The sequence below is a fragment of the Ruegeria sp. C11 genome, assembly GCF_056537725.1.
This window is the reverse complement of record NZ_JBQFSB010000005.1, coordinates 111,253-129,367: the sequence shown is the minus strand read 5'-3', so window position 1 is coordinate 129,367 and position 18,115 is coordinate 111,253. Positions and strand designations below refer to the sequence as shown.

Below are 18,115 nucleotides of genomic sequence, written 5' to 3'. Positions count from 1 at the left end.
GGGTGCGCGGGGTCCGCGCGCCTTTCGCCCCGGAAGGACCGAAAATGAGCGACGCAAGCATCAACGCCAGCACCGTGACCGCGAAGGGACACGAGGACGAGGCCAGCTTTGGCGATTATTTCGCCCTGCTGAAGCCCCGTGTCATGTCGCTGGTTGTGTTCACCGCGCTTGTCGGCCTGCTGGCCGCACCGGTTCCTGTGCACCCGTTCATTGGATTCTGCGCCATTTTGTTCATCGCCATCGGCGGCGGTGCCTCAGGCGCGCTGAACATGTGGTGGGATGCCGATATCGACAAGGTGATGAAGCGCACCAAAGGCCGCCCGATCCCCGCGGGTAAGATCGAAGCGGGCGAGGCGCTGGCGCTGGGCCTCGGCCTGTCCGGTCTATCGGTAATCATGCTGGGCTTGGCCACCAACGTCTTCGCAGGCGCGTTCCTTGCCTTCACGATCTTCTTCTACGCCGTCGTCTACACGATGTGGCTCAAGCGTTCGACGCCGCACAACATCGTAATCGGTGGCGCCGCCGGAGCGTTCCCGCCGGTGATTGGCTGGGTGGCTGCAACCGGTTCGATGACACTTGAGCCGTGGCTGATGTTCGCCCTTACTTTCATGTGGACGCCACCGCATTTCTGGGCGCTGGCGCTGTTCATGCGCTCGGACTATGACGATGCAGGTGTACCGATGTTGACCGTGACCCATGGCCGCCGAGCCACTCGGGTGCACATTCTGGTCTATACAGCTTTGCTTTCGCTGCTGGCAGTTGGCACCGCCTTCTCGGGCATTGGTGGTCCGATCTATCTGGCAGTCGCTTTGGTGCTGAACGCATTGTTCCTGCGTGGTGCATGGAAAATCTCGCGTCGGAACGAAGACGACGCCGAGGCCGACAACTTCAAGGTCGAGCGTGGTTTCTTCAAGCTTTCGCTGCTCTATCTGTTCCTGCATTTCGGCGCCATTCTGGTTGAGGCGCTGCTCAAGCCCTATGGGCTGGGAGGCTGGGGATGAGTCTGCGCAAAACCCACGAACTGCATAACCGCCGGTTCGGCCGTAATCTGGGCGTAGCCCTGACACTGGCCGCGCTGATCGTCATCATCTTTGGATTGACCGTGGTCAAAGTCACGCGTGGCGACTTCGAGATGCCGCGTGCAGAGGTGCAGAACTGATGGCAGTGTCGGGCCCCCAGAAAACGGTCATGCAGCTTGTCGGCGTTGTTGTGCTGATGGGCGGCCTCGCATGGGCGGCAGTCCCCTTCTATAATTGGTTCTGCCGTGTCACCGGGTTCGGCGGCACCACCGGTGTGGCGCAGCAGGCCCCCGATGACATTCTGGAGCAGACGGTTACCATTCGTTTCGATGCTTCGAAGGCCCGGGAAATGCCGTGGGAGTTCAAGCCGATCGAGCGCGAGATGAAGATTCGCATCGGCGAGACCGGGCTGGCCTTTTACGAGGCCTACAACCCGACCGACAAACCGATTGCCGGTCAGGCGTCCTATAACGTGACGCCTTATTCGGCGGGCGGCTACTTTCAGAAAATCGCCTGCTTCTGCTTTGATGAGCAGGTTCTGCAACCCGGTGAACGGGTTGAGATGCCCGTGACCTTCTTCGTCGACCCGGAAATCGTCGACGACCCGGAAGCCAAGTATGTTCATACGATCACACTGTCGTATACATTCTACGAAATCGACCTGCCCGAGGGCTATGCCGCCCTTGACGCGCAGGCGGAAACAACAACGAACTAATGCCTGTAGGTGAGGGACGCTGATGGCACACGCTAAAAACCATGACTACCACATTCTGAACCCCTCGATCTGGCCGCTGATCGGCGCGATCGGCGGCTTTGTGATGCTGTTCGGAGCTGTTCTCTGGATGCACGGAATCACTCCGTGGATGTTCTGGGCAGGGCTGGTGGCCGTGCTCTACACCATGTTCGCATGGTGGTCCGAAGTGGTGGCCGAAAGCCGCGCTGGCGATCATACGCCCGTTGTGCGTATCGGCCTGCGTTATGGCTTCATCCTGTTCATCATGTCCGAGGTGATGTTCTTTTTCGCCTGGTTCTGGTCGTTCTTCAAACATCGCATGTATCCGATGTACGACTATGCCGGCACCGAATACATCCAGCCGGACATCCACGCGGTCGATCCGTTCCACCTGCCGCTGATCAACACGCTGGTTCTGCTGCTGTCTGGCTGTGCGATCACATGGGCGCACCACGCGCTTGTGCATGACAACGATCGCAAGGCGCTGATCAACGGTCTGGCCATCGGTATCGCGCTGGGTATCGCGTTTACCTTCCTGCAGGCGTTTGAGTATTACGAACTGCTGGCCCATGAAGGCTGGAAATTCGGCGACGATCAGTTCTATTCGAACTTCTTCATGGCCACCGGTTTCCATGGCGCGCACGTCATCATCGGGACGATTTTCCTGTCGGTCTGCCTGATCCGTGCCCTGCGCGGTGATTTCACCCCCGAGAAACATATCGGGTTCGAGGCCGCGGCCTGGTACTGGCACTTTGTTGACGTTGTCTGGCTGTTCCTGTTCTTCGCCGTCTACATCTGGGGTCAGGCCCCGCTGATGTAACGCCGGTCAGACTGATCAATTGCAAAAGCCGCCCTTTGGGGCGGCTTTTTCTTTATCAGGGTGCAAGATTGCGCCCGATACAATTGCATGGTTGCAATTTTACCCGTGTCCCTCTTAACAAGACGCCGGTTCAGCCCGAGCCGAAAAATGAAGAGATCTGGTCCCGATATGCGCCGCATCCTGTTCCTGCTGATATTTGGCTTCGCCGGTCTGGCGATCCTGTTGTCATTGGGATTCTGGCAGGTGCAGCGTCTGGCGTGGAAGCAAGGCGTTCTGGCAGAGATCGAAGACCGCATTTCAGCTGATCCCGGGGGCCTGCCGGGGGCCGTCTCTTCCGAGGGTGACAAGTACCTACCGGTTACAGTGTCCGGCGTGATGGAGCCGGGTGAAATCCACGTTCTGGTCTCGGTCAAGCAGGTCGGGGCAGGGTATCGCATCATCCAGTCCTTCAGCACCGAAGACCGGACCATTCTGGTGGATCGCGGCTTTGTTCCGACCACAGCCAAACAATCCGAACGGTTGACGGGGCAGATGACGGTGACAGGCAACCTGCACTGGCCGGATGAGATCGACGGCTACACGCCCGATCCCGACATCGATGAAAACATCTGGTTTGCCCGCGACGTGCCCAATCTGGCGGCGGCGCTTGGGACGGAACCGGTGTTGTTGATTGCACGAACACAAACCGACCCCGGTATAACGCCCCTGCCTGTGGATGCCGCAGGTATTCCGAACGATCACCTGCAATATGCAATCACATGGTTTGGTCTGGCTCTGGTCTGGGCCGCGATGACTGGTTATTTCCTGTGGCGCAACCGCGCCCCTTCAGAGAGTGATGAGCAATGAAATACATCTCGACCCGTGGCCAAGCGCCTGAACTTACCTTTGAAGAGGCGATGCTGACCGGGCTGGCCCGTGACGGTGGCCTGTACCTGCCTGCCGAAATTCCGGTGATGTCGCAGGAAGAAATCGCGGCACTGGCCGGTTTGCCCTACGAGGAAATAGCGTTCCGCGTGATGTGGCCCTATGTCAGCGGATCGTTTGCCGAGGATGAATTCAAAGAAATCATCGCCCGTGCTTATGAAGGGTTCGGCCACGACGCTCGCGCGCCGCTGAAGCAGTTGAACGAAAACCACTTCCTGCTGGAACTGTTCCACGGGCCCACTCTGGCCTTCAAGGATTTTGCGATGCAGTTGATCGGTCAACTGTTTCAGGTGGCGCTGAAACGGCGTGGGGACCGAGTGACCATCGTGGGCGCCACCAGCGGCGACACCGGATCGGCGGCGATCGAGGCGTTCCGGGGATTGGACGCGGTGGACGTGTTCATCCTGTATCCGCATGGCCGCGTGTCCGAAGTGCAGCGCCGTCAGATGACCACCCCTGCGGACAGTAACGTGCACGCTTTGGCCGTGGATGGTGATTTTGACGATTGTCAGGCCGCGTTGAAGGATATGTTCAACGATTTCGATTTCCGCGACAGCGTGAAACTGGCCGGTGTGAACTCGATCAACTTCGCCCGCGTTCTGGCGCAGATCGTTTATTATTTCTCCGCCGCGGTAAGCCTCGGGGCTCCGCACCGCAAAGTCAGCTTTACCGTTCCGACCGGCAATTTCGGAGATATCTTTGCAGGTTACCTCGCCAAGCGCATGGGACTGCCCATCGACCGGCTGGTGGTCGCGACCAACCAGAACGACATCCTGCATCGCTGCCTGTCTGGCGAGGGGTATTTCAAGGGCGACACCATCCCCTCGATCAGCCCGTCGATGGATATTCAGGTCAGCTCGAACTTTGAGCGGGCGCTGTATTATGCCTATGGCGAGGATGGCGGCGCCGTGGCGCAGTTGATGGATGAACTGAAAAACGGCGGCTTCAATGTCAGCCAGGGTGCGATGGGAGCGCTGCACGAAAACTTCGACTCAGGTAGGGTGTCCGAAGAGGAAACTCTTGCCACGATCAAATCCACGCTGGCCCACAGCGCGGAACTGGTCTGCCCGCACACCGCTGTCGGCATCAAGGTCGCCGATGAACACCGTGCCGCCGATGTGCCGATGATCACGCTGGCCACCGCGCATCCGGCAAAATTCCCGGCAGCGGTCGAGAAGGCGAGCGACGTGCATCCGCCTCTTCCATCCCGCATGTCTGATCTGTATGAACGTCCGGAACGGGTGACCCGCATTGCCAATGATCTGGGTGCCCTCGAGGATCATATCAGAAGGCATATCGCTGAGTGACTGTCAGACAGGACCAACTGAAGAACGGCTTTCGTATCGTCAGTGAACATATGCCGGGGCTGCAATCGGCGGCCATCGGCATCTGGGTAACCGCCGGCGGGCGGCATGAACGGATCGAGCAGAACGGCATCGCCCATTTCCTTGAGCATATGGCTTTCAAGGGAACCGAGCGGCGTTCCGCGCTGCAAATCGCCGAGGCGATTGAGGATGTGGGCGGATACATCAACGCCTACACCTCGCGCGAAGTGACGGCCTATTACGCGCGCGTCCTGAAGGGTGACGTGGCGCTGGCTATGGATGTAATCGGCGATATCGTTCTGAACCCTGTCTTCGACCCGCGCGAGATCGAGGTTGAGCGCGGCGTAATCCTGCAAGAGATCGGTCAGGCCTATGACACGCCGGACGACGTGATCTTTGACTGGCTGCAAGAGCAGAGCTATCACGATCAGCCATTGGGGCGGACCATTCTGGGGCCGACCGAGCGGGTCAGCGCGTTCTCGCGTGAGGATTTGTCCGGCTTTGTGGCAGAACACTATGGCCCCGAGCAGATGATCCTGTCTGCGGCTGGTGCAGTGGATCACGATGCGTTGATGAAAATGGCCGAAGAGATGTTTGGCCACCTGCAACCGCGCAAAGGGCTGGTCGCCGAACCGGGTCGCTTCACCGGCGGTGAGGCGCGGCAGGAGAAAGAGCTGGAACAGGCGCATTTCGCGCTGGCTCTGGAAAGCCCCGGGTATCGCGATGACGCGATCTATACCGCGCAGATTTATTCGACCGCACTGGGCGGTGGCATGTCCTCGCGCCTGTTTCAGGAAGTGCGTGAAACGCGCGGTCTGTGCTATACGATCTTTGCACAGACCGGCGCCTATGCCGATACCGGGACGACGACAATCTATGCCGGTACCTCTGCCGATCAGGTGGCGGAACTTGCCAACATCACCATCGACGAGATGAAGCGCGCAGCCGAAGACATGACACCCGAAGAGGTTGCCCGCGCCCGCGCCCAGATGAAGGCCGGAATGCTGATGGGGCTGGAAAGCCCGTCTAACCGCGCCGAACGTCTGGCCCGGCTCGTGCAGATCTGGGGCAAGGTCCCCCCGCTGGAGGCCACCGTGGCTAAAATCGACGCTGTGACCACGGCAGAAGTGCGAAAATTCGCCGAACAGATGGCTGTTAATGCTCCGACCGCTCTGGCGCTTTACGGTCCGGTTTCCGGCGCACCCACACTGACCGAACTGCAGGAGAGGCGCGCCGCGTGATGCTGTTAGGCAGACGCAAGCTGAAACTCGAAACCGAGCGGCTCAGCCTGCGTCCGCCGGTGCATTCCGATTTTCGCGATTGGTCTGCGTTGCGACGGTCGTCCAAAGAATATCTGACCCCTTGGGAGCCGATTTGGGCGCATGACCATCTGAGCCGCAAGTCGTTTACCAACCGGGTCTACTGGGCGCAGAGGTCAATTGTCAGCGGAACGGCCATTCCGATGTTCCTGTTTCGCCGCAGTGATGATGTGTTGGTGGGGGCGATCACTTTGGACAATATTCGCCGCGGCCCGGCACAGGCAGGGACGCTGGGATATTGGACGGGACAGGCGTTTTCGAGACAGGGATACATGCGCGAAGCCATTGGCGCCCTGGTACACCATGCCTTTACGCGCCTCGACCTGAGCCGGATCGAGGCCGCCTGCCTACCCGAGAACGCCGCCTCTCGGGGGCTGCTGGAAAGCTCGGGCTTCAAATACGAAGGCGTGGCGCAGTCCTATCTTCAGATCGATGGGCGCTGGCGGACGCATGTTCTGTACGCCAGTCTGCGGTCTGACCGGCGGGGACGGACGGACGCCGGATAGCGGCCCCTGCAGGGGTCATTGGTCGCGGCCCCGAACACCATTCCACATCATACAGAAGAAGGGGCATGACTTGGGCGGCAGGTGCGCTACACTTGGGCCATGCGGTGGATTGTTACGGGACTGATGGTGATCGCGGGTGGGGCGGCTGCGCAAGAGCGGCGACCCAGCCATTGCATCGCCATTGCCGACGCAGCACCGGGCATCGAATTTCTGCAGAAGGTTGCCTGGCAGGACCCGGTTCCCGAATTCTCGGTCCGGATCAGCTATATCGCGCATGCGTCCTTTCTTATTCAAACCCAAGGTGGGCTAAATGCCGTGACCGATTTCACCGGGTTCATCGGCAGCGCGACCCTTATCCCCGACATCGTGACGATGAACCACGCGCATGACACGCACTGGACGGCGCATCCCGATCCCGCGATTCCCCATGTATTGGAAGGCTGGGGAGAGTTCGGGCAGGGCATAGACCACCACCTCGATCTGGGAGAGCTGCTGATCCGCAATGTCTCGACCGACATTCGCTCGTTCTATGGGGGTGTCGAAGAGAAGGGCAATTCGATATTCGTTTTCGAAGTCGAAGGGTTGTGTATCGGCCACCTTGGGCATCTGCACCATATCCCGAGCGATGAACAGTTTGCGGCGCTTGGCCGGATGGACGTGGTCATGGCGGCCGTGGATGGTGGCACGACAATGCCGCTGCCTGAAATGATCTCAGTGCTCAAACGGTTGAAAAGTTCCGTCATCATTCCGATGCATTGGTTCTCTGGTTATTCCCTTGATCGCTTTTTGGCAGGCATTCGCGATGACTTCCCTGTCGTGCGCGATGGGGTCTCGGAAATAGAGGTTTCGCTGCGATCTCTGCCCGACCGGCCCACAGTCGTCGTGCTGGAGCCACAATATCTCATTGAACAGGAATAATACTTGTCGACGCGCCGCAGCTTGGGCAAGGAATAGGCATGACCCTCAGACCAGCCGACGAAACAATTGCTCAGAGTATCCGGAACAAGATCGGCGACGACCTCGTGCGCCCGGTCGAAGCGCGCTATCTGGAAGAACCGCGCAGGCGTTTTGCGGGGCAGGCGGGGGTGCTGGCCTCGCCAAAAAATGTGGACGAGGTCGCCGCACTGGTGAAGCTGGCTTTGGACGCCCAGGTGCCGGTGGTCCCTTATGGCGGCGGGACGGGATTGGTCGGCGGGCAGGTCATGCCGGATGGCCCCGCGCCGCTTGTGATTTCACTGGAACGCATGTCTGCGGTTCGGGCAGTCTATCCAACCGAGAACATTCTGGTGGCCGAAGCTGGTGCCGTATTGGCCGATGTGCAGGCGGCGGCAGAGACCGCGAACCGGCTGTTCCCCCTGTCGCTTGCCGCGCAGGGCTCATGCCGGATCGGCGGTAACCTTGCGACAAACGCGGGTGGCGTAAACGTCCTGCGCTATGGCAATGCGCGGGATCTGTGCCTTGGGCTTGAGGCGGTCTTGCCCAATGGCGAGATCTGGCATGGGCTCAGCCGACTGCGAAAGGACAACACGGGCTATGACCTGCGCAACCTGCTGATCGGGTCCGAAGGGACGCTGGGCATCATTACCGCGGCGGCGCTGAAGCTGCATCCGCGCCCCACAGGGATCGGCACCGCATTAATCGAAACTCCGTCGCCCGACGCGGCAATCTCTCTGCTGGCGCTGGCCCGCGATCTGGTTGGCGAAGACGTCAGCGCGTTCGAATTGATTCACCGGCAGGGATTGCAGTTTCTGGACGAGGTTCTGCCCGATATTCGCCAGCCATTCGACAGCGCGCCAGAATGGAGCGTTTTGATCGAGATCGGCGTGTTTGAGGGGCAGAACCCTTTGACCCTGCTGGAAACCCTGTTTCAGCGCGCATCTGACAAAGATCTGGCCACGGACGGCGTGATCGCCAACAGCGAGGCGCAACGCCAGATGCTCTGGTCTGTGCGCGAGAACATCCCCGAGGCAAACAGGCTGATCGGTTCGGTCTCAAGCCACGATATCTCGATCCCGATCTCCCGGATACCCGAGTTCATTGAACGCGGGGCTGGTGTTGTCGCAGGGTTCGGGCCGTTCCGTATTAATTGCTTCGGCCATCTGGGCGACGGAAACCTGCATTACAACGTATTTCCCCCACAAGGGCACGATCGTGCGCAATTTGATGATCAGCGCGAGGCAGTTAAGCACGCGCTGCACGATCTTGTCGCCGAATTCGGCGGTTCGGTCAGTGCCGAGCACGGGGTGGGGCGGCTGAAAGTGACCGATCTGGAACGCTATGGCGATCGGGTGCGGCTGGCGGCCATGCGGGCCATCAAGGCGTCGCTTGACCCTGTTGGGATCATGAACCCCGGCGCCGTGCTGCGCTGAATTGCTCAGAGGCCCTCGAATTCGCACAGGACATGGACGTCCATGTCCATCGCCTCAAGTGCCTTGCGACCGCCAAGCTCTGGCAAATCAACAATGAAGGCGCACGAGATAATCTCGCCACCCAGACGCTCGATCAGTTTGATACCCGCAGCGGCTGTACCGCCTGTGGCCAGCAAATCGTCCACCACCAGAATCTTTTCGCCCGGTTGGATGGCGTCATCGTGGATTTCCACGATGGCCTCGCCATACTCCAGTTTGTAATCCTGACTGATGGTCGTTCCGGGCAGCTTGCCCTTTTTGCGGATCGGTACAAATCCAACGCTCAGCTGGTGCGCAATCGCACCGCCCAGAATGAAGCCGCGCGCCTCAAGCCCGACGACCTTGTCGATCCTTTCGCCCGCATAGGGGTGCAGCATCTGGTCGATTGCCATCCGGAATCCGCGTGGGTCCGCGAACAATGTGGTGACATCCCGGAACATGATCCCTTCGTGAGGGAAATCGACGATGGTCCGGATGTAATCCTTGACCGTTTTGTTTTTGGGCATGGCTCATCCCCTGATGCATCGCGTTACCAACGGGTGTTTCGCCCATCGGGTCCGCGCACGCAAGAGGGGGACGGGAAACTATCTTTGGCGCTTCGAGATCACATTCGGCAGTCCGTAGTAACGGTACAGAGTACCCGGCAACCACGACAGATGCGGTTTGCGCCAGTTGCGCTGATCACGCAGAAGAAATGCCTGAGCTGCATGAAGGTTCATTGCCTTATCCTCCGTTTTATTGTTAGGTGCTCGATATCTACATTCTCTATGCGATGTATATACAATGCATCTCTCGGAGAATCAAGTATTAGGCGGAGCAAAGGCGCGTGGCAAAGAAAGACGGCAAAGGTTCGACCAAGAAAAACAGTCAGTTGGTCTTGCGGCTCGACAAGGACGAACGGGATGCGTTCGTGGAGCTCTGCAAGGAACTGGATACCTCTGCGGCGCGGGAAATCCGCCGTTTCATTCGCGGTTTCATGAAGGAAAACGCCGGCGACTGAACCGTCTTAGGCAGGGCGGCGCAGTACTGTCGTTGCAATCCCCATCCCGATCAGCGTCAGGCCGCCAAAGCGGGTCAGGGCGGATACGACATTCGCGCTGCCCACAACGCGCCGCAGGCGGTCAGCCAGCAGGGCATAGGCCAGCGCATTGATCCATGCCAGACCGACAAATGTGGCGATCAGGATGACGAACTGGGGGGCCAGCACGTCATCGGGGCGCAGGAACTGCGGAACAAATGCGATGAAAAAGGCGATGGATTTGGGGTTCAGCGCGGTAACGGCGGCAGCGTGCCCAAACACGCCTCTGGCCGAGATATCCTGATTAGCTTCTGCCGCCTCCGTTGCCTCGGACGGTGCACTGAACAACAGTTTTACGCCTAGCCAGATCAGATAGGCCGCGCCTATCCACTTCAAAACCGAAAACAATGTTGCCGAGGTCAGAACAAGTGCCCCGAGTCCTAGCAACGATGCCGTCATCGCAATCAGATCTCCCAGCGCCACACCGCTTGCTGACGCAACCGCAACGCTGCGCCCCTTGGACAGAGCATAGCTAAGCACCAGCAACACGGTCGGGCCGGGGATTAGCAGCAAAGCGGTCGAGGCCGCGACAAACGTCAGCCAAAGATCAAGTGACATTGGAATTTCCGAATTTGAGTTCCGTCACATAAAGGCTTTGGTACGCGTCCACGTCAATGAGAATTTTAGCCGCCTGTGCCGCTGATTCGAAAGAATGCGGTAATCGTGATATGATTGTTCTTATTTTATTCGATTCGGAGTTTTTTATTATGAAGGTATTCATCATATCCGTCTCCATTATCATTGGCTCGTCAGCACCCGCTTTGGCGGCATGCCCCTCCGGCTACTACAATTGTGGCGGGAGTATCTGCTGCCCGAATTGAGGTGATGACATGTCGTGGAAAAGAAATGCCGCCATAGGGGCGGCCGTTATCGCTATGACCACTTTTGCCTATGGCAAGACACATTTGCTGGGCGTGCATGAACGGGATTTGCAGTTTGAAAAGAAGTATGTAAGCGGCAAAACCGTCATCGATCCCATGCCCGGTCACGCCTATGCGTTCCATCTGGGCAGCCGAAAGTTTGAGGAACAGCGGCTGTGCCAGAAAGTGGATTCCGAAATTGTGGACAAAAAACCGCCAAGGACAATGCGCGTGATCAACATGGCCGGGGTCAGTTACAACTCCGCGCTTGATGCAATATCCGACAGCATAAAGGTCATCTCTCTGACATTCCTCAAGGAAAAGAACGTCGAAAGGGGCTGGCTGCGGACCGCCCGTGTAGATCAGTCATTCGAAAGCGTGTTCGATCCGGCCTGCTGGGACGACGTCGAAGACAAATTGACCGAGGGTGATTTCCTGATTTTCATAGTTGAGACCGTCTATCTCGATACAAACCGGGAAGAGCCCGTCGACTTCGTGCGTTTCAAGCCAAAGCCCCTGACGCCTGATCCGTGCCCGCCCGAATGCGTGAAAAGCGCAACGCTCGACACGCTGATCCGGCCGCATTGGAGCACGTCCAGAAAACTGGCGTTGCAATTGCTCGAGGTGCATTAGAGAACGCGTGCTGCCACCGCATCCAGCTTGGCCAGCAGTGCCGGGTCGCGTTTTTCCGGCGCGGTCAGGATTGCGTATTCCAAAGCGCGATCACAGCCATGCGGGCAGGGCGCACGATCCGCGCCAAGCAGCGCAGGCAGGCCCTTGACCAGCGCGCGCCCCTTCTCGGCGTTGCCGATCAGTGTGGCGATGATGGCAGACACGTCCACTTCGCCGTGATCGGGATGCCAGCTGTCATAATCCGTGACCATGGCGATCGAGGCGTAACAAAGCTCGGCCTCGCGGGCGAGTTTCGCTTCGGGCATGTTGGTCATGCCGATCACGTCACAACCCCATTGCTCGCGATACATCTTGGACTCGGCCAGGGTGGAAAACTGCGGTCCCTCCATCGCCAGATAGGTGCCCCCCCTGTGAATGGTGACCCCAGCGGCCTTGCCTGCGGTTTCGCAGGCATCGCTCAGACGCGGGCAGGTGGGATGGGCAACGCTGACATGGGCGACGCAGCCTGTGCCGAAAAAGCTTTTGTCGCGCGCAAAGGTGCGGTCGATGAACTGATCGACAATCACGAAATCCCCGGGCGCCATATGCTCTCGGAACGATCCGCAGGCCGAAACCGAGATTACATCCGTGACACCCAGCCGCTTGAGCGCGTCGATATTGGCACGATAGGGCACCTCGGTCGGTGAATGGACATGACCACGTCCGTGGCGGGGCAGAAATGCCATGTCGACGCCGCCCAGTGATCCGGTCAGAATCTGGTCCGACGGATCGCCCCACGGTGTTTCAATCGTAACCCATTCGGAATTTTCCAATCCGTCGATGTCGTAGATACCCGATCCGCCGATGACGGCAATTTTTGTCTGAGCCACCTTTGCGCTCCCTGCTGAATCCTTGTTGTTGCCGGAAAATCTGTGAGTTAACGGCCGGTTTGGCAAGGGTGTGCACCGTGGCAAAGTTGCACGAGTCCGGAAAAAGCGCTCCAGGGCATGCACAATTCGCATGGCAGTGTCCCGCCTGATGCAGTAGCTCGCAGGGCGATACGCCTGTAAAAGGGCGCTTTCGCGCGAACACGACAGATCCACAGGACAGCCCCATGCCCCGAGCCTTGCTGGCAAGTTTTGCCAATCGCCTAGCCATTCCCGATCTGCGCTGGATGCCGGACGAGGGGTTGACCCTTTCCCGCCTGCGGATCGAACTGCTGTCGGGCCTAACTGTGGCGCTGGCTTTGGTGCCTGAAGCGGTGGCTTTTGCCTTTGTCGCCGGTGTTCACCCTCTGGTTGGTCTGTACGCGGCCTTCATGGTCGGCCTGATCACGGCACTGATTGGCGGACGGCCGGGCATGATCTCGGGCGCGACCGGTGCTCTGGCTGTGGTGATGGTGGCGCTTGTGGCGCAGCATGGGGTTGAATACCTCTTTGCGACTGTTGTTCTGATGGGCATCCTGCAGGTTATCGCGGGTGCCATGCACTGGGGACGGTTTATCCGGCTGGTGCCGCATCCGGTGATGCTGGGCTTTGTTAATGGACTGGCCATCGTGATCTTTCTGGCGCAGATGGGCCAGTTCAAGGTGCCGGGAACGATGGAAAACACCGGCCATGGCATGAGTGGTGGCGAATGGCTCTCGGGCATGCAGCTTTACACCATGCTGGGTCTGGTCGCGCTGACCATGGCCGTAATCTGGGTGATGCCGCGTATCACGCGTATCGTGCCCGCACCTTTGGCCGGGATCGTTGTCGTGGCGGCGCTGGTGATCGGCTTTGGTCTGGAAGTGCCTCGCGTCGGTGATCTGGCATCGATCGAGGGTGGCCTGCCCACATTCCACATCCCAATGGTTCCGCTGAACTGGGAAACCTTCGAAATCATCCTGCCCTACGCCGTCATTCTGGCGGCCATTGGTCTGATCGAATCCCTGCTGACCCTGAACCTTGTCGGCGAAATCACCGGCAAACGTGGTGGGGCCTCGCAGGAATGCATCGCTCAGGGCGTATCCAACGTCGCCACTGGTTTCTTCGGTGGCATGGGCGGCTGCGCCATGATCGGCCAGTCGATGATCAACGTGAAATCCGGGGGCCGCACCCGTATCGCCGGGATCGCTGCGGCCCTGTTCCTGCTGGTGTTCATCCTGTTCGCCTCGCCCCTGATCGAACAGATTCCGCTGGCCGCTCTGGTTGGTGTGATGTTCATGGTGGTGATCGGGACCTTTGCCTGGAACTCGTTCAAGATCATGCGCAAGGTGCCGCTGATGGATGCGTTCGTCATCGTGCTGGTGACCGTCGTGACCGTGATGGAGGACCTCGCGGTTGCCGTCGTCGTCGGTGTGATCGTCTCGGCGCTGGCATATGCGTGGAACAACGCCAAACGCATCCACGCGATCACCCGTGAATCTGAGACTGAAAAGGGCGCAAAAGTCTACGAAGTTCAGGGCCCGCTGTTCTTTGGATCTTCCGAAGGCTTTGTGGAACTTTTCGACGTGCCTAATGACCCTGACGTTGTAATCGTTGATTTCGCCGAAAGCCGCGTGGTGGATCAGTCCGCGTTGCAGGCTATCGAAGCGATTGCAGCGAAATACGAGGCGGCGGGTAAGCGTGTCATGCTTCGGCACCTCAGCCGGGATTGCCACAAGCTGCTGAACAAGGCGGGTCATCTTATGGTCGACAGCGACGACGACCCGGATTACGCGCTTGCCGTGGATTATTCAGTCCGGACCGGAATTCTGGGCGGTCACTGACATATTGGAAAGGCGGCCCGAGGGTCGCCTTTCAATTTGGAGCCAGGCGATCCAACCTATCGATATCACCGGATAGAAGGGCGCTTTCGGCGGCTCCAACTGATTGTGGCGGCCAGTCCCACCAGGCAAGGGCTTCCAGTCTGGCGATCACATCCGCTTCAAAACGGTAACGCCGCACCTCTGCGGGGTTTCCCGTGACAATTGCGTAAGGTGGGATGTCACCTCGGACAACCGATCCGGCACCAATGATTGATCCGTTGCCGATCCGTGTTCCGGGCAGAATCAATGCGCCATATCCGATCCACACGTCATGCCCGATGATCGTATCCCGCGTATCGGGCTGGTATCCCGACATCCTGTCAGGATCGAAGACAGGAAAAGGAAAACAGGTCAGTCCCGCCATCGCGTGATTGGCCGAAGATGTAATGAACCGAACGCCATGAGCAATCTGGCAAAATTTGCCCAAGCTCAGTTTTTCCTTCGAAAACGGAAACAGATAAGGAGCCAGCCGTGCCCCCCAATCCTCGGGCGGGTCAAAGTCTGATGCGTAGCTGAACGCCCCGGCCTCAAACCTTGGATGATCGACCGCCTCGGACAAAAACACCGTGCCCTTGTGGTCGGTCCCATCGGGCAGGGTAACCGGGTATCTGCGATAAGGATCAGGCAGTGGCATCAGTCGTCAGGCCTGGACAGGCTGAATAACTCGGTCACAACCGAATAGTCGCGATATCCAAGCCGGGCCAGCGGCTGAAATCTGGTGACATCAAACTTTCCGTCCTGCAAACAGTCGTCGCGCAGGTGTACCCCCGTGACCTCGCCAAAGACAACGCGGTTCGCCTCTCCCGGGAGGGTCACGATTTGTGTGAGTTTGCATTCCAGCGACGCGGGCGCGCCTTCGATCCGTGCGCAAGGGATGGTTTCGCACTCAATCGGGGTCAGGCCTGCGTGTTCGAACTCGTCCACATGTTTGGGCAAGCCTGCGGAACTGGCGTTCATCGCATCCCGATGGGCATGTGCCACGACATTTACGCAAAACACCCCGGTGGCCTTGATGTTGGCGATGCTGTCCTTTCCCCCATCCTGATCGTGTTTGGTGCCTGTTGTGGCAAACATCACTTGTGGCGGGGTGTAGGCGACACCGTTGAAAAAGGAATAGGGGGCCAGGTTGTTGATCCCGTCCGCATCCCGGCTCGATATCCAGCCAATGGGCCGGGGGGTAATGATCGCATTGAACGGATTGTGCGGCAAACCATGGCCGTCTTCGGGGCGATAGAACATCTTTTCTCCAAGCGTTTGCCCAAGGCGTAACGAAGTGCTAGGGCGAATTCCAGCAAGGAAAAGAGGGCAGGGGTGCAGCAATTCGTAATCAGGCCGGAAGAGCCGGGTGATTGGTGGGAGGTCGAGGCCCTCTATGACCTGTGCTTTGCGCCGGGGCGCGAGGCGCTGTCGTCATACCGTTTGAGGGATGACGTGCCGCCCGTATCCGGCCTGTCCATGGTCGCTCGTGATACTGGCGGGATATTGGCGGGGGCCATCCGGTTCTGGCCGGTGCATGTCGGGGAACATGACGCCCTTTTGCTTGGACCTGTTGCCGTGCACCCGACCCATCAGGGCGAGGGTCTGGGCGGTTTTCTGATCCGCGAAGGTGTCGAAGCGGGCCGCAACAAGGGCTGGCAGCGCGTGATTCTGGTGGGTGACGCCCCTTATTATTCCCGCTTTGGTTTCGATCGGTTGGGCGGTGTGGAGATGCCGCCGCCGACCAACCCTGACCGGGTTCTGGGGATGGAACTGGTATCCGGTTCATGGCGCGATATTTGCGGCGCCGTGACCCGCTGGAGCAAATAAAACATTGAATCCGTGCCCTCGTGACACGATGTCTTTCATAGACGGAGGTACGCGACGTGCAGGATGTTGTTCTGGTCGAAACGGTGGATACGGAAGCAGAGCTTGACCGGTTGGCGGATCGCTACAGATCGGCTGGCGGATCGGGTGTCAAGTTGCTCAACCATTTGGGCGGCAAGGCTGAATCTCTGCTGGAACAACTTCCGCCGCAGGTGCGCAACGGCCTGTACGATGCCACCGAAGGTGCGTTGCGTATCGCCCTGCATGCAGCCCAGACGTCGCGGCGCGCGGTTCCGGATCAGCAGCCTTGGGTGAATACCGCCGTTACAACGGCAATGGGTGCAGCAGGCGGCTTTGGCGGCTTTTCAACTGCATTGATGGAGCTTCCGGCAACCACAACCATGTTGTTGCGCTCAATTCAGGGCGCTGCGGCAAAAGAAGGCTTTGACCCGGCGTCCGACAGCGTGCGGTTTGACTGCATCCGGGTGCTTTCCGCCGCGGGGCCGCTGGCCGACGATGATGGGGCCGATCTGGGGTTCTACTCGGTGCGCCTGACGCTGACGGGCCCTGCCGTCCAGCGTCTGATCTCCGTTGTAGCGCCGCGTCTGTCGGTGGTTCTGGGGCAAAAGCTTGCGGCTCAGTCGGTTCCCGTTCTCGGGGCCTTTGCCGGGGGTGGCACGAATTACGTCTACTCGCGCTATTACCAACAGATTGCTCGGGTGCATTTTGGCCTGCGTCGTCTGGCCATAGATGCCGACATACCGCATGACGAGTTGGTTCAAAGACTGGTCAGGCGCCTGCCTGAAAGGGCGATCTAGATCAACATATTTGGTTGATTCCTCAATATATGGTATGGTGCCAGTGTCTGGCCGCGATATCCGGTCGGTATGTGTCTTGAGGGGCCGAGCCTTTGATCAACACGATTCTGCGGAAAGTACGATGAACGCCAGACTGCCGGCGGATATGTTGCAAAAGCCTGGTGCCTACCCGGTTCAGCCGCAATATGGTGCGATTTGTTACAGGTTCGATCATGGGGATTTACGTATCCTTCTGATCACCACACGTGAAACGGGGCGCTGGATCGTGCCAAAGGGCTGGCCAATCGACGGGTTTAAACCCGCCAAAACAGCCGAGTGGGAGGCGTGGGAAGAAGCCGGGGTCGTAGGATCGTGCGAGGCGCAGAGTATTGGCCGCTATACCTACCTGAAACGGCGCCCGAGCAAGGGAAATGTGCTGTGTGCGGTCGAATTGTTTCCCGTTCGGGTTGAAAGTCTGGCGGAAAGTTTCCCGGAACGGACCGAGCGCAGACGCAAGTGGTTTTCGCCAAAAAAGCGGCAGCACGCGTACACCAACAGGACCTCGCCAGAGTTTTACTCGATTTTCACTGCAAATTGCGGGATCTATCGGCTATGATGTCTTGATCTCGCCTTTTTGGTCAGTATCTATTTCGCAACCATCCATTTTGGACAAACCATGATTCAATACGCGTTGAAATGCAGCAACGGACACAGCTTTGACAGCTGGTTTCAATCTGCCGAAGCCTACGACAAGCTTTCGGCGGCCGGGATGGTGTCCTGTGCGGTTTGCGGCTGCGCGGAAGTCACCAAGGCAATTATGACGCCCAGCGTGCGACCTGCGCGCCGGATTGAGGCTGCCCCGGTTGCGGAGAAGGCAGAAGATTCACTGGCTCAATCCCGGGATGTTTCGACGGTGCTGGCTGAACTGCGGCGCAAAGTCGAAGAGAATTCCGACTATGTCGGTAAGGATTTCGCCTCCGAGGCCCGAAAGATTCATTTGGGCGAGGCGCCTGAACGGGCGATCTATGGCGAAGCCAAACCTGACGAGGCTAAGGCGCTCATTGACGATGGCGTGCCAGTGGCACCGCTGCCGTTCATGCCCAGCAGAAAGACAAACTGATCC

23 protein-coding genes are annotated in these 18,115 nt (G+C 58.7%); 17 read left to right on the top strand and 6 right to left on the bottom strand.

The window, feature by feature from the left end:
* Nucleotides 1–44 precede the first annotated feature (44 nt).
* The 10 genes from cyoE (at nucleotide 45) to ACR0NA_RS11210 (ending at nucleotide 9,015) form a co-directional block, all read left to right on the top strand.
* Entirely contained in the window at nucleotides 45–1,001 is a 957-nt protein-coding gene (cyoE, locus tag ACR0NA_RS11255; RefSeq protein WP_480728913.1) for a heme o synthase, read from the top strand.
* On the top strand, nucleotides 998–1,159 hold the full coding sequence (locus ACR0NA_RS11250) for a hypothetical protein (RefSeq protein ID WP_170651428.1): 162 nt from the start codon (nucleotides 998–1,000) through the stop codon (nucleotides 1,157–1,159). Before cyoE ends, ACR0NA_RS11250 begins: the two co-directional genes overlap by 4 nt.
* On the top strand, nucleotides 1,159–1,734 hold the full coding sequence (locus ACR0NA_RS11245; protein ID WP_480728911.1) for a cytochrome c oxidase assembly protein: 576 nt from the start codon (nucleotides 1,159–1,161) through the stop codon (nucleotides 1,732–1,734). Before ACR0NA_RS11250 ends, ACR0NA_RS11245 begins: the two co-directional genes overlap by 1 nt.
* Before the next feature lie 22 nt (nucleotides 1,735–1,756).
* Nucleotides 1,757–2,572 (top strand): cytochrome c oxidase subunit 3, encoded by an 816-nt coding sequence (locus ACR0NA_RS11240; protein ID WP_170651430.1) that lies wholly within the window; start codon nucleotides 1,757–1,759, stop codon nucleotides 2,570–2,572.
* Nucleotides 2,573–2,740: 168 nt separating this feature from the next.
* Nucleotides 2,741–3,418 carry an SURF1 family protein gene (locus ACR0NA_RS11235; RefSeq protein WP_480729214.1) on the top strand — a complete coding sequence of 226 codons (678 nt, stop codon included), beginning with the start codon at nucleotides 2,741–2,743 and terminating at the stop codon, nucleotides 3,416–3,418.
* Nucleotides 3,415–4,803: a threonine synthase gene (gene thrC, locus ACR0NA_RS11230; protein WP_480728908.1), complete on the top strand. Its 1,389-nt coding sequence runs from the start codon at nucleotides 3,415–3,417 to the stop codon at nucleotides 4,801–4,803. The genes ACR0NA_RS11235 and thrC overlap by 4 nt, the downstream gene beginning before the upstream one ends.
* Nucleotides 4,800–6,062, top strand: coding sequence for a M16 family metallopeptidase (locus ACR0NA_RS11225; RefSeq protein ID WP_480728907.1), 1,263 nt, complete (start codon nucleotides 4,800–4,802; stop codon nucleotides 6,060–6,062). The genes thrC and ACR0NA_RS11225 overlap by 4 nt, the downstream gene beginning before the upstream one ends.
* Nucleotides 6,062–6,646 (top strand): GNAT family N-acetyltransferase, encoded by a 585-nt coding sequence (locus tag ACR0NA_RS11220; protein ID WP_480451108.1) that lies wholly within the window; start codon nucleotides 6,062–6,064, stop codon nucleotides 6,644–6,646. Before ACR0NA_RS11225 ends, ACR0NA_RS11220 begins: the two co-directional genes overlap by 1 nt.
* Nucleotides 6,647–6,745: 99 nt before the next feature.
* Nucleotides 6,746–7,564 carry an MBL fold metallo-hydrolase gene (locus ACR0NA_RS11215; RefSeq protein ID WP_480728904.1) on the top strand — a complete coding sequence of 273 codons (819 nt, stop codon included), beginning with the start codon at nucleotides 6,746–6,748 and terminating at the stop codon, nucleotides 7,562–7,564.
* A 38-nt stretch (nucleotides 7,565–7,602) separates the two neighbouring features.
* Entirely contained in the window at nucleotides 7,603–9,015 is a 1,413-nt protein-coding gene (locus ACR0NA_RS11210) for an FAD-binding oxidoreductase (RefSeq protein WP_480728902.1), read from the top strand.
* A gap of 5 nt (nucleotides 9,016–9,020) precedes the next feature.
* Here the strand turns inward: ACR0NA_RS11210 and ACR0NA_RS11205 are convergent, their stop codons facing one another.
* Both ACR0NA_RS11205 and ACR0NA_RS11200 read right to left on the bottom strand, forming a co-directional pair.
* Entirely contained in the window at nucleotides 9,021–9,560 is a 540-nt protein-coding gene (locus ACR0NA_RS11205) for an adenine phosphoribosyltransferase (protein WP_170651436.1), read from the bottom strand.
* A 78-nt stretch (nucleotides 9,561–9,638) separates the two neighbouring features.
* Nucleotides 9,639–9,773 carry a hypothetical protein gene (locus ACR0NA_RS11200; protein WP_480451103.1) on the bottom strand — a complete coding sequence of 45 codons (135 nt, stop codon included), beginning with the start codon at nucleotides 9,771–9,773 and terminating at the stop codon, nucleotides 9,639–9,641.
* A gap of 107 nt (nucleotides 9,774–9,880) precedes the next feature.
* Between ACR0NA_RS11200 and ACR0NA_RS11195 the strand changes: the two genes are divergently transcribed.
* Complete coding sequence (locus tag ACR0NA_RS11195; RefSeq protein ID WP_170651437.1) at nucleotides 9,881–10,054, top strand: hypothetical protein; 174 nt, start codon at nucleotides 9,881–9,883, stop codon at nucleotides 10,052–10,054.
* A gap of 6 nt (nucleotides 10,055–10,060) precedes the next feature.
* Here the strand turns inward: ACR0NA_RS11195 and ACR0NA_RS11190 are convergent, their stop codons facing one another.
* Entirely contained in the window at nucleotides 10,061–10,690 is a 630-nt protein-coding gene (locus tag ACR0NA_RS11190; protein ID WP_480728899.1) for a LysE family translocator, read from the bottom strand.
* Nucleotides 10,691–10,962: 272 nt separating this feature from the next.
* Between ACR0NA_RS11190 and ACR0NA_RS11185 the strand changes: the two genes are divergently transcribed.
* On the top strand, nucleotides 10,963–11,625 hold the full coding sequence (locus ACR0NA_RS11185; protein ID WP_480728897.1) for a hypothetical protein: 663 nt from the start codon (nucleotides 10,963–10,965) through the stop codon (nucleotides 11,623–11,625).
* On the opposite strand, the gene ACR0NA_RS11180 is transcribed toward ACR0NA_RS11185, so the two are convergent.
* Nucleotides 11,622–12,494 carry an S-methyl-5'-thioadenosine phosphorylase gene (locus tag ACR0NA_RS11180; protein ID WP_480728895.1) on the bottom strand — a complete coding sequence of 291 codons (873 nt, stop codon included), beginning with the start codon at nucleotides 12,492–12,494 and terminating at the stop codon, nucleotides 11,622–11,624. The two genes, ACR0NA_RS11185 and ACR0NA_RS11180, sit on opposite strands and share 4 nt — an antisense overlap.
* 224 nt (nucleotides 12,495–12,718) lie before the next feature.
* On the opposite strand from ACR0NA_RS11180, the gene ACR0NA_RS11175 reads away from it, so the two are divergent.
* Nucleotides 12,719–14,353, top strand: coding sequence for a SulP family inorganic anion transporter (locus tag ACR0NA_RS11175; protein ID WP_480728894.1), 1,635 nt, complete (start codon nucleotides 12,719–12,721; stop codon nucleotides 14,351–14,353).
* Between the two features lie 31 nt (nucleotides 14,354–14,384).
* Here ACR0NA_RS11175 and ACR0NA_RS11170 read toward each other — a convergent pair whose 3' ends face one another.
* Together ACR0NA_RS11170 and ACR0NA_RS11165 are read right to left on the bottom strand one after the other, a co-directional pair.
* Complete coding sequence (locus ACR0NA_RS11170; protein ID WP_480728892.1) at nucleotides 14,385–15,026, bottom strand: CatB-related O-acetyltransferase; 642 nt, start codon at nucleotides 15,024–15,026, stop codon at nucleotides 14,385–14,387.
* Entirely contained in the window at nucleotides 15,026–15,631 is a 606-nt protein-coding gene (locus ACR0NA_RS11165; RefSeq protein ID WP_480451095.1) for a flavin reductase family protein, read from the bottom strand. Before ACR0NA_RS11165 ends, ACR0NA_RS11170 begins: the two co-directional genes overlap by 1 nt.
* Before the next feature lie 72 nt (nucleotides 15,632–15,703).
* On the opposite strand from ACR0NA_RS11165, the gene ACR0NA_RS11160 reads away from it, so the two are divergent.
* The 4 genes from ACR0NA_RS11160 to ACR0NA_RS11145 all read left to right on the top strand — a co-directional run bounded on the left by ACR0NA_RS11160 (nucleotide 15,704) and on the right by ACR0NA_RS11145 (nucleotide 18,112).
* Nucleotides 15,704–16,198, top strand: a complete 495-nt coding sequence (locus tag ACR0NA_RS11160; protein WP_480728890.1) for a GNAT family N-acetyltransferase — start codon at nucleotides 15,704–15,706, stop codon at nucleotides 16,196–16,198.
* Between the two features lie 56 nt (nucleotides 16,199–16,254).
* Nucleotides 16,255–17,013, top strand: a complete 759-nt coding sequence (locus tag ACR0NA_RS11155) for an EcsC family protein (RefSeq protein WP_170651445.1) — start codon at nucleotides 16,255–16,257, stop codon at nucleotides 17,011–17,013.
* A 121-nt stretch (nucleotides 17,014–17,134) separates the two neighbouring features.
* Entirely contained in the window at nucleotides 17,135–17,608 is a 474-nt protein-coding gene (locus ACR0NA_RS11150) for an NUDIX hydrolase (protein WP_480728888.1), read from the top strand.
* A gap of 60 nt (nucleotides 17,609–17,668) precedes the next feature.
* Nucleotides 17,669–18,112 carry a DUF1178 family protein gene (locus tag ACR0NA_RS11145; RefSeq protein WP_170651447.1) on the top strand — a complete coding sequence of 148 codons (444 nt, stop codon included), beginning with the start codon at nucleotides 17,669–17,671 and terminating at the stop codon, nucleotides 18,110–18,112.
* Nucleotides 18,113–18,115: the final 3 nt, after the last annotated feature.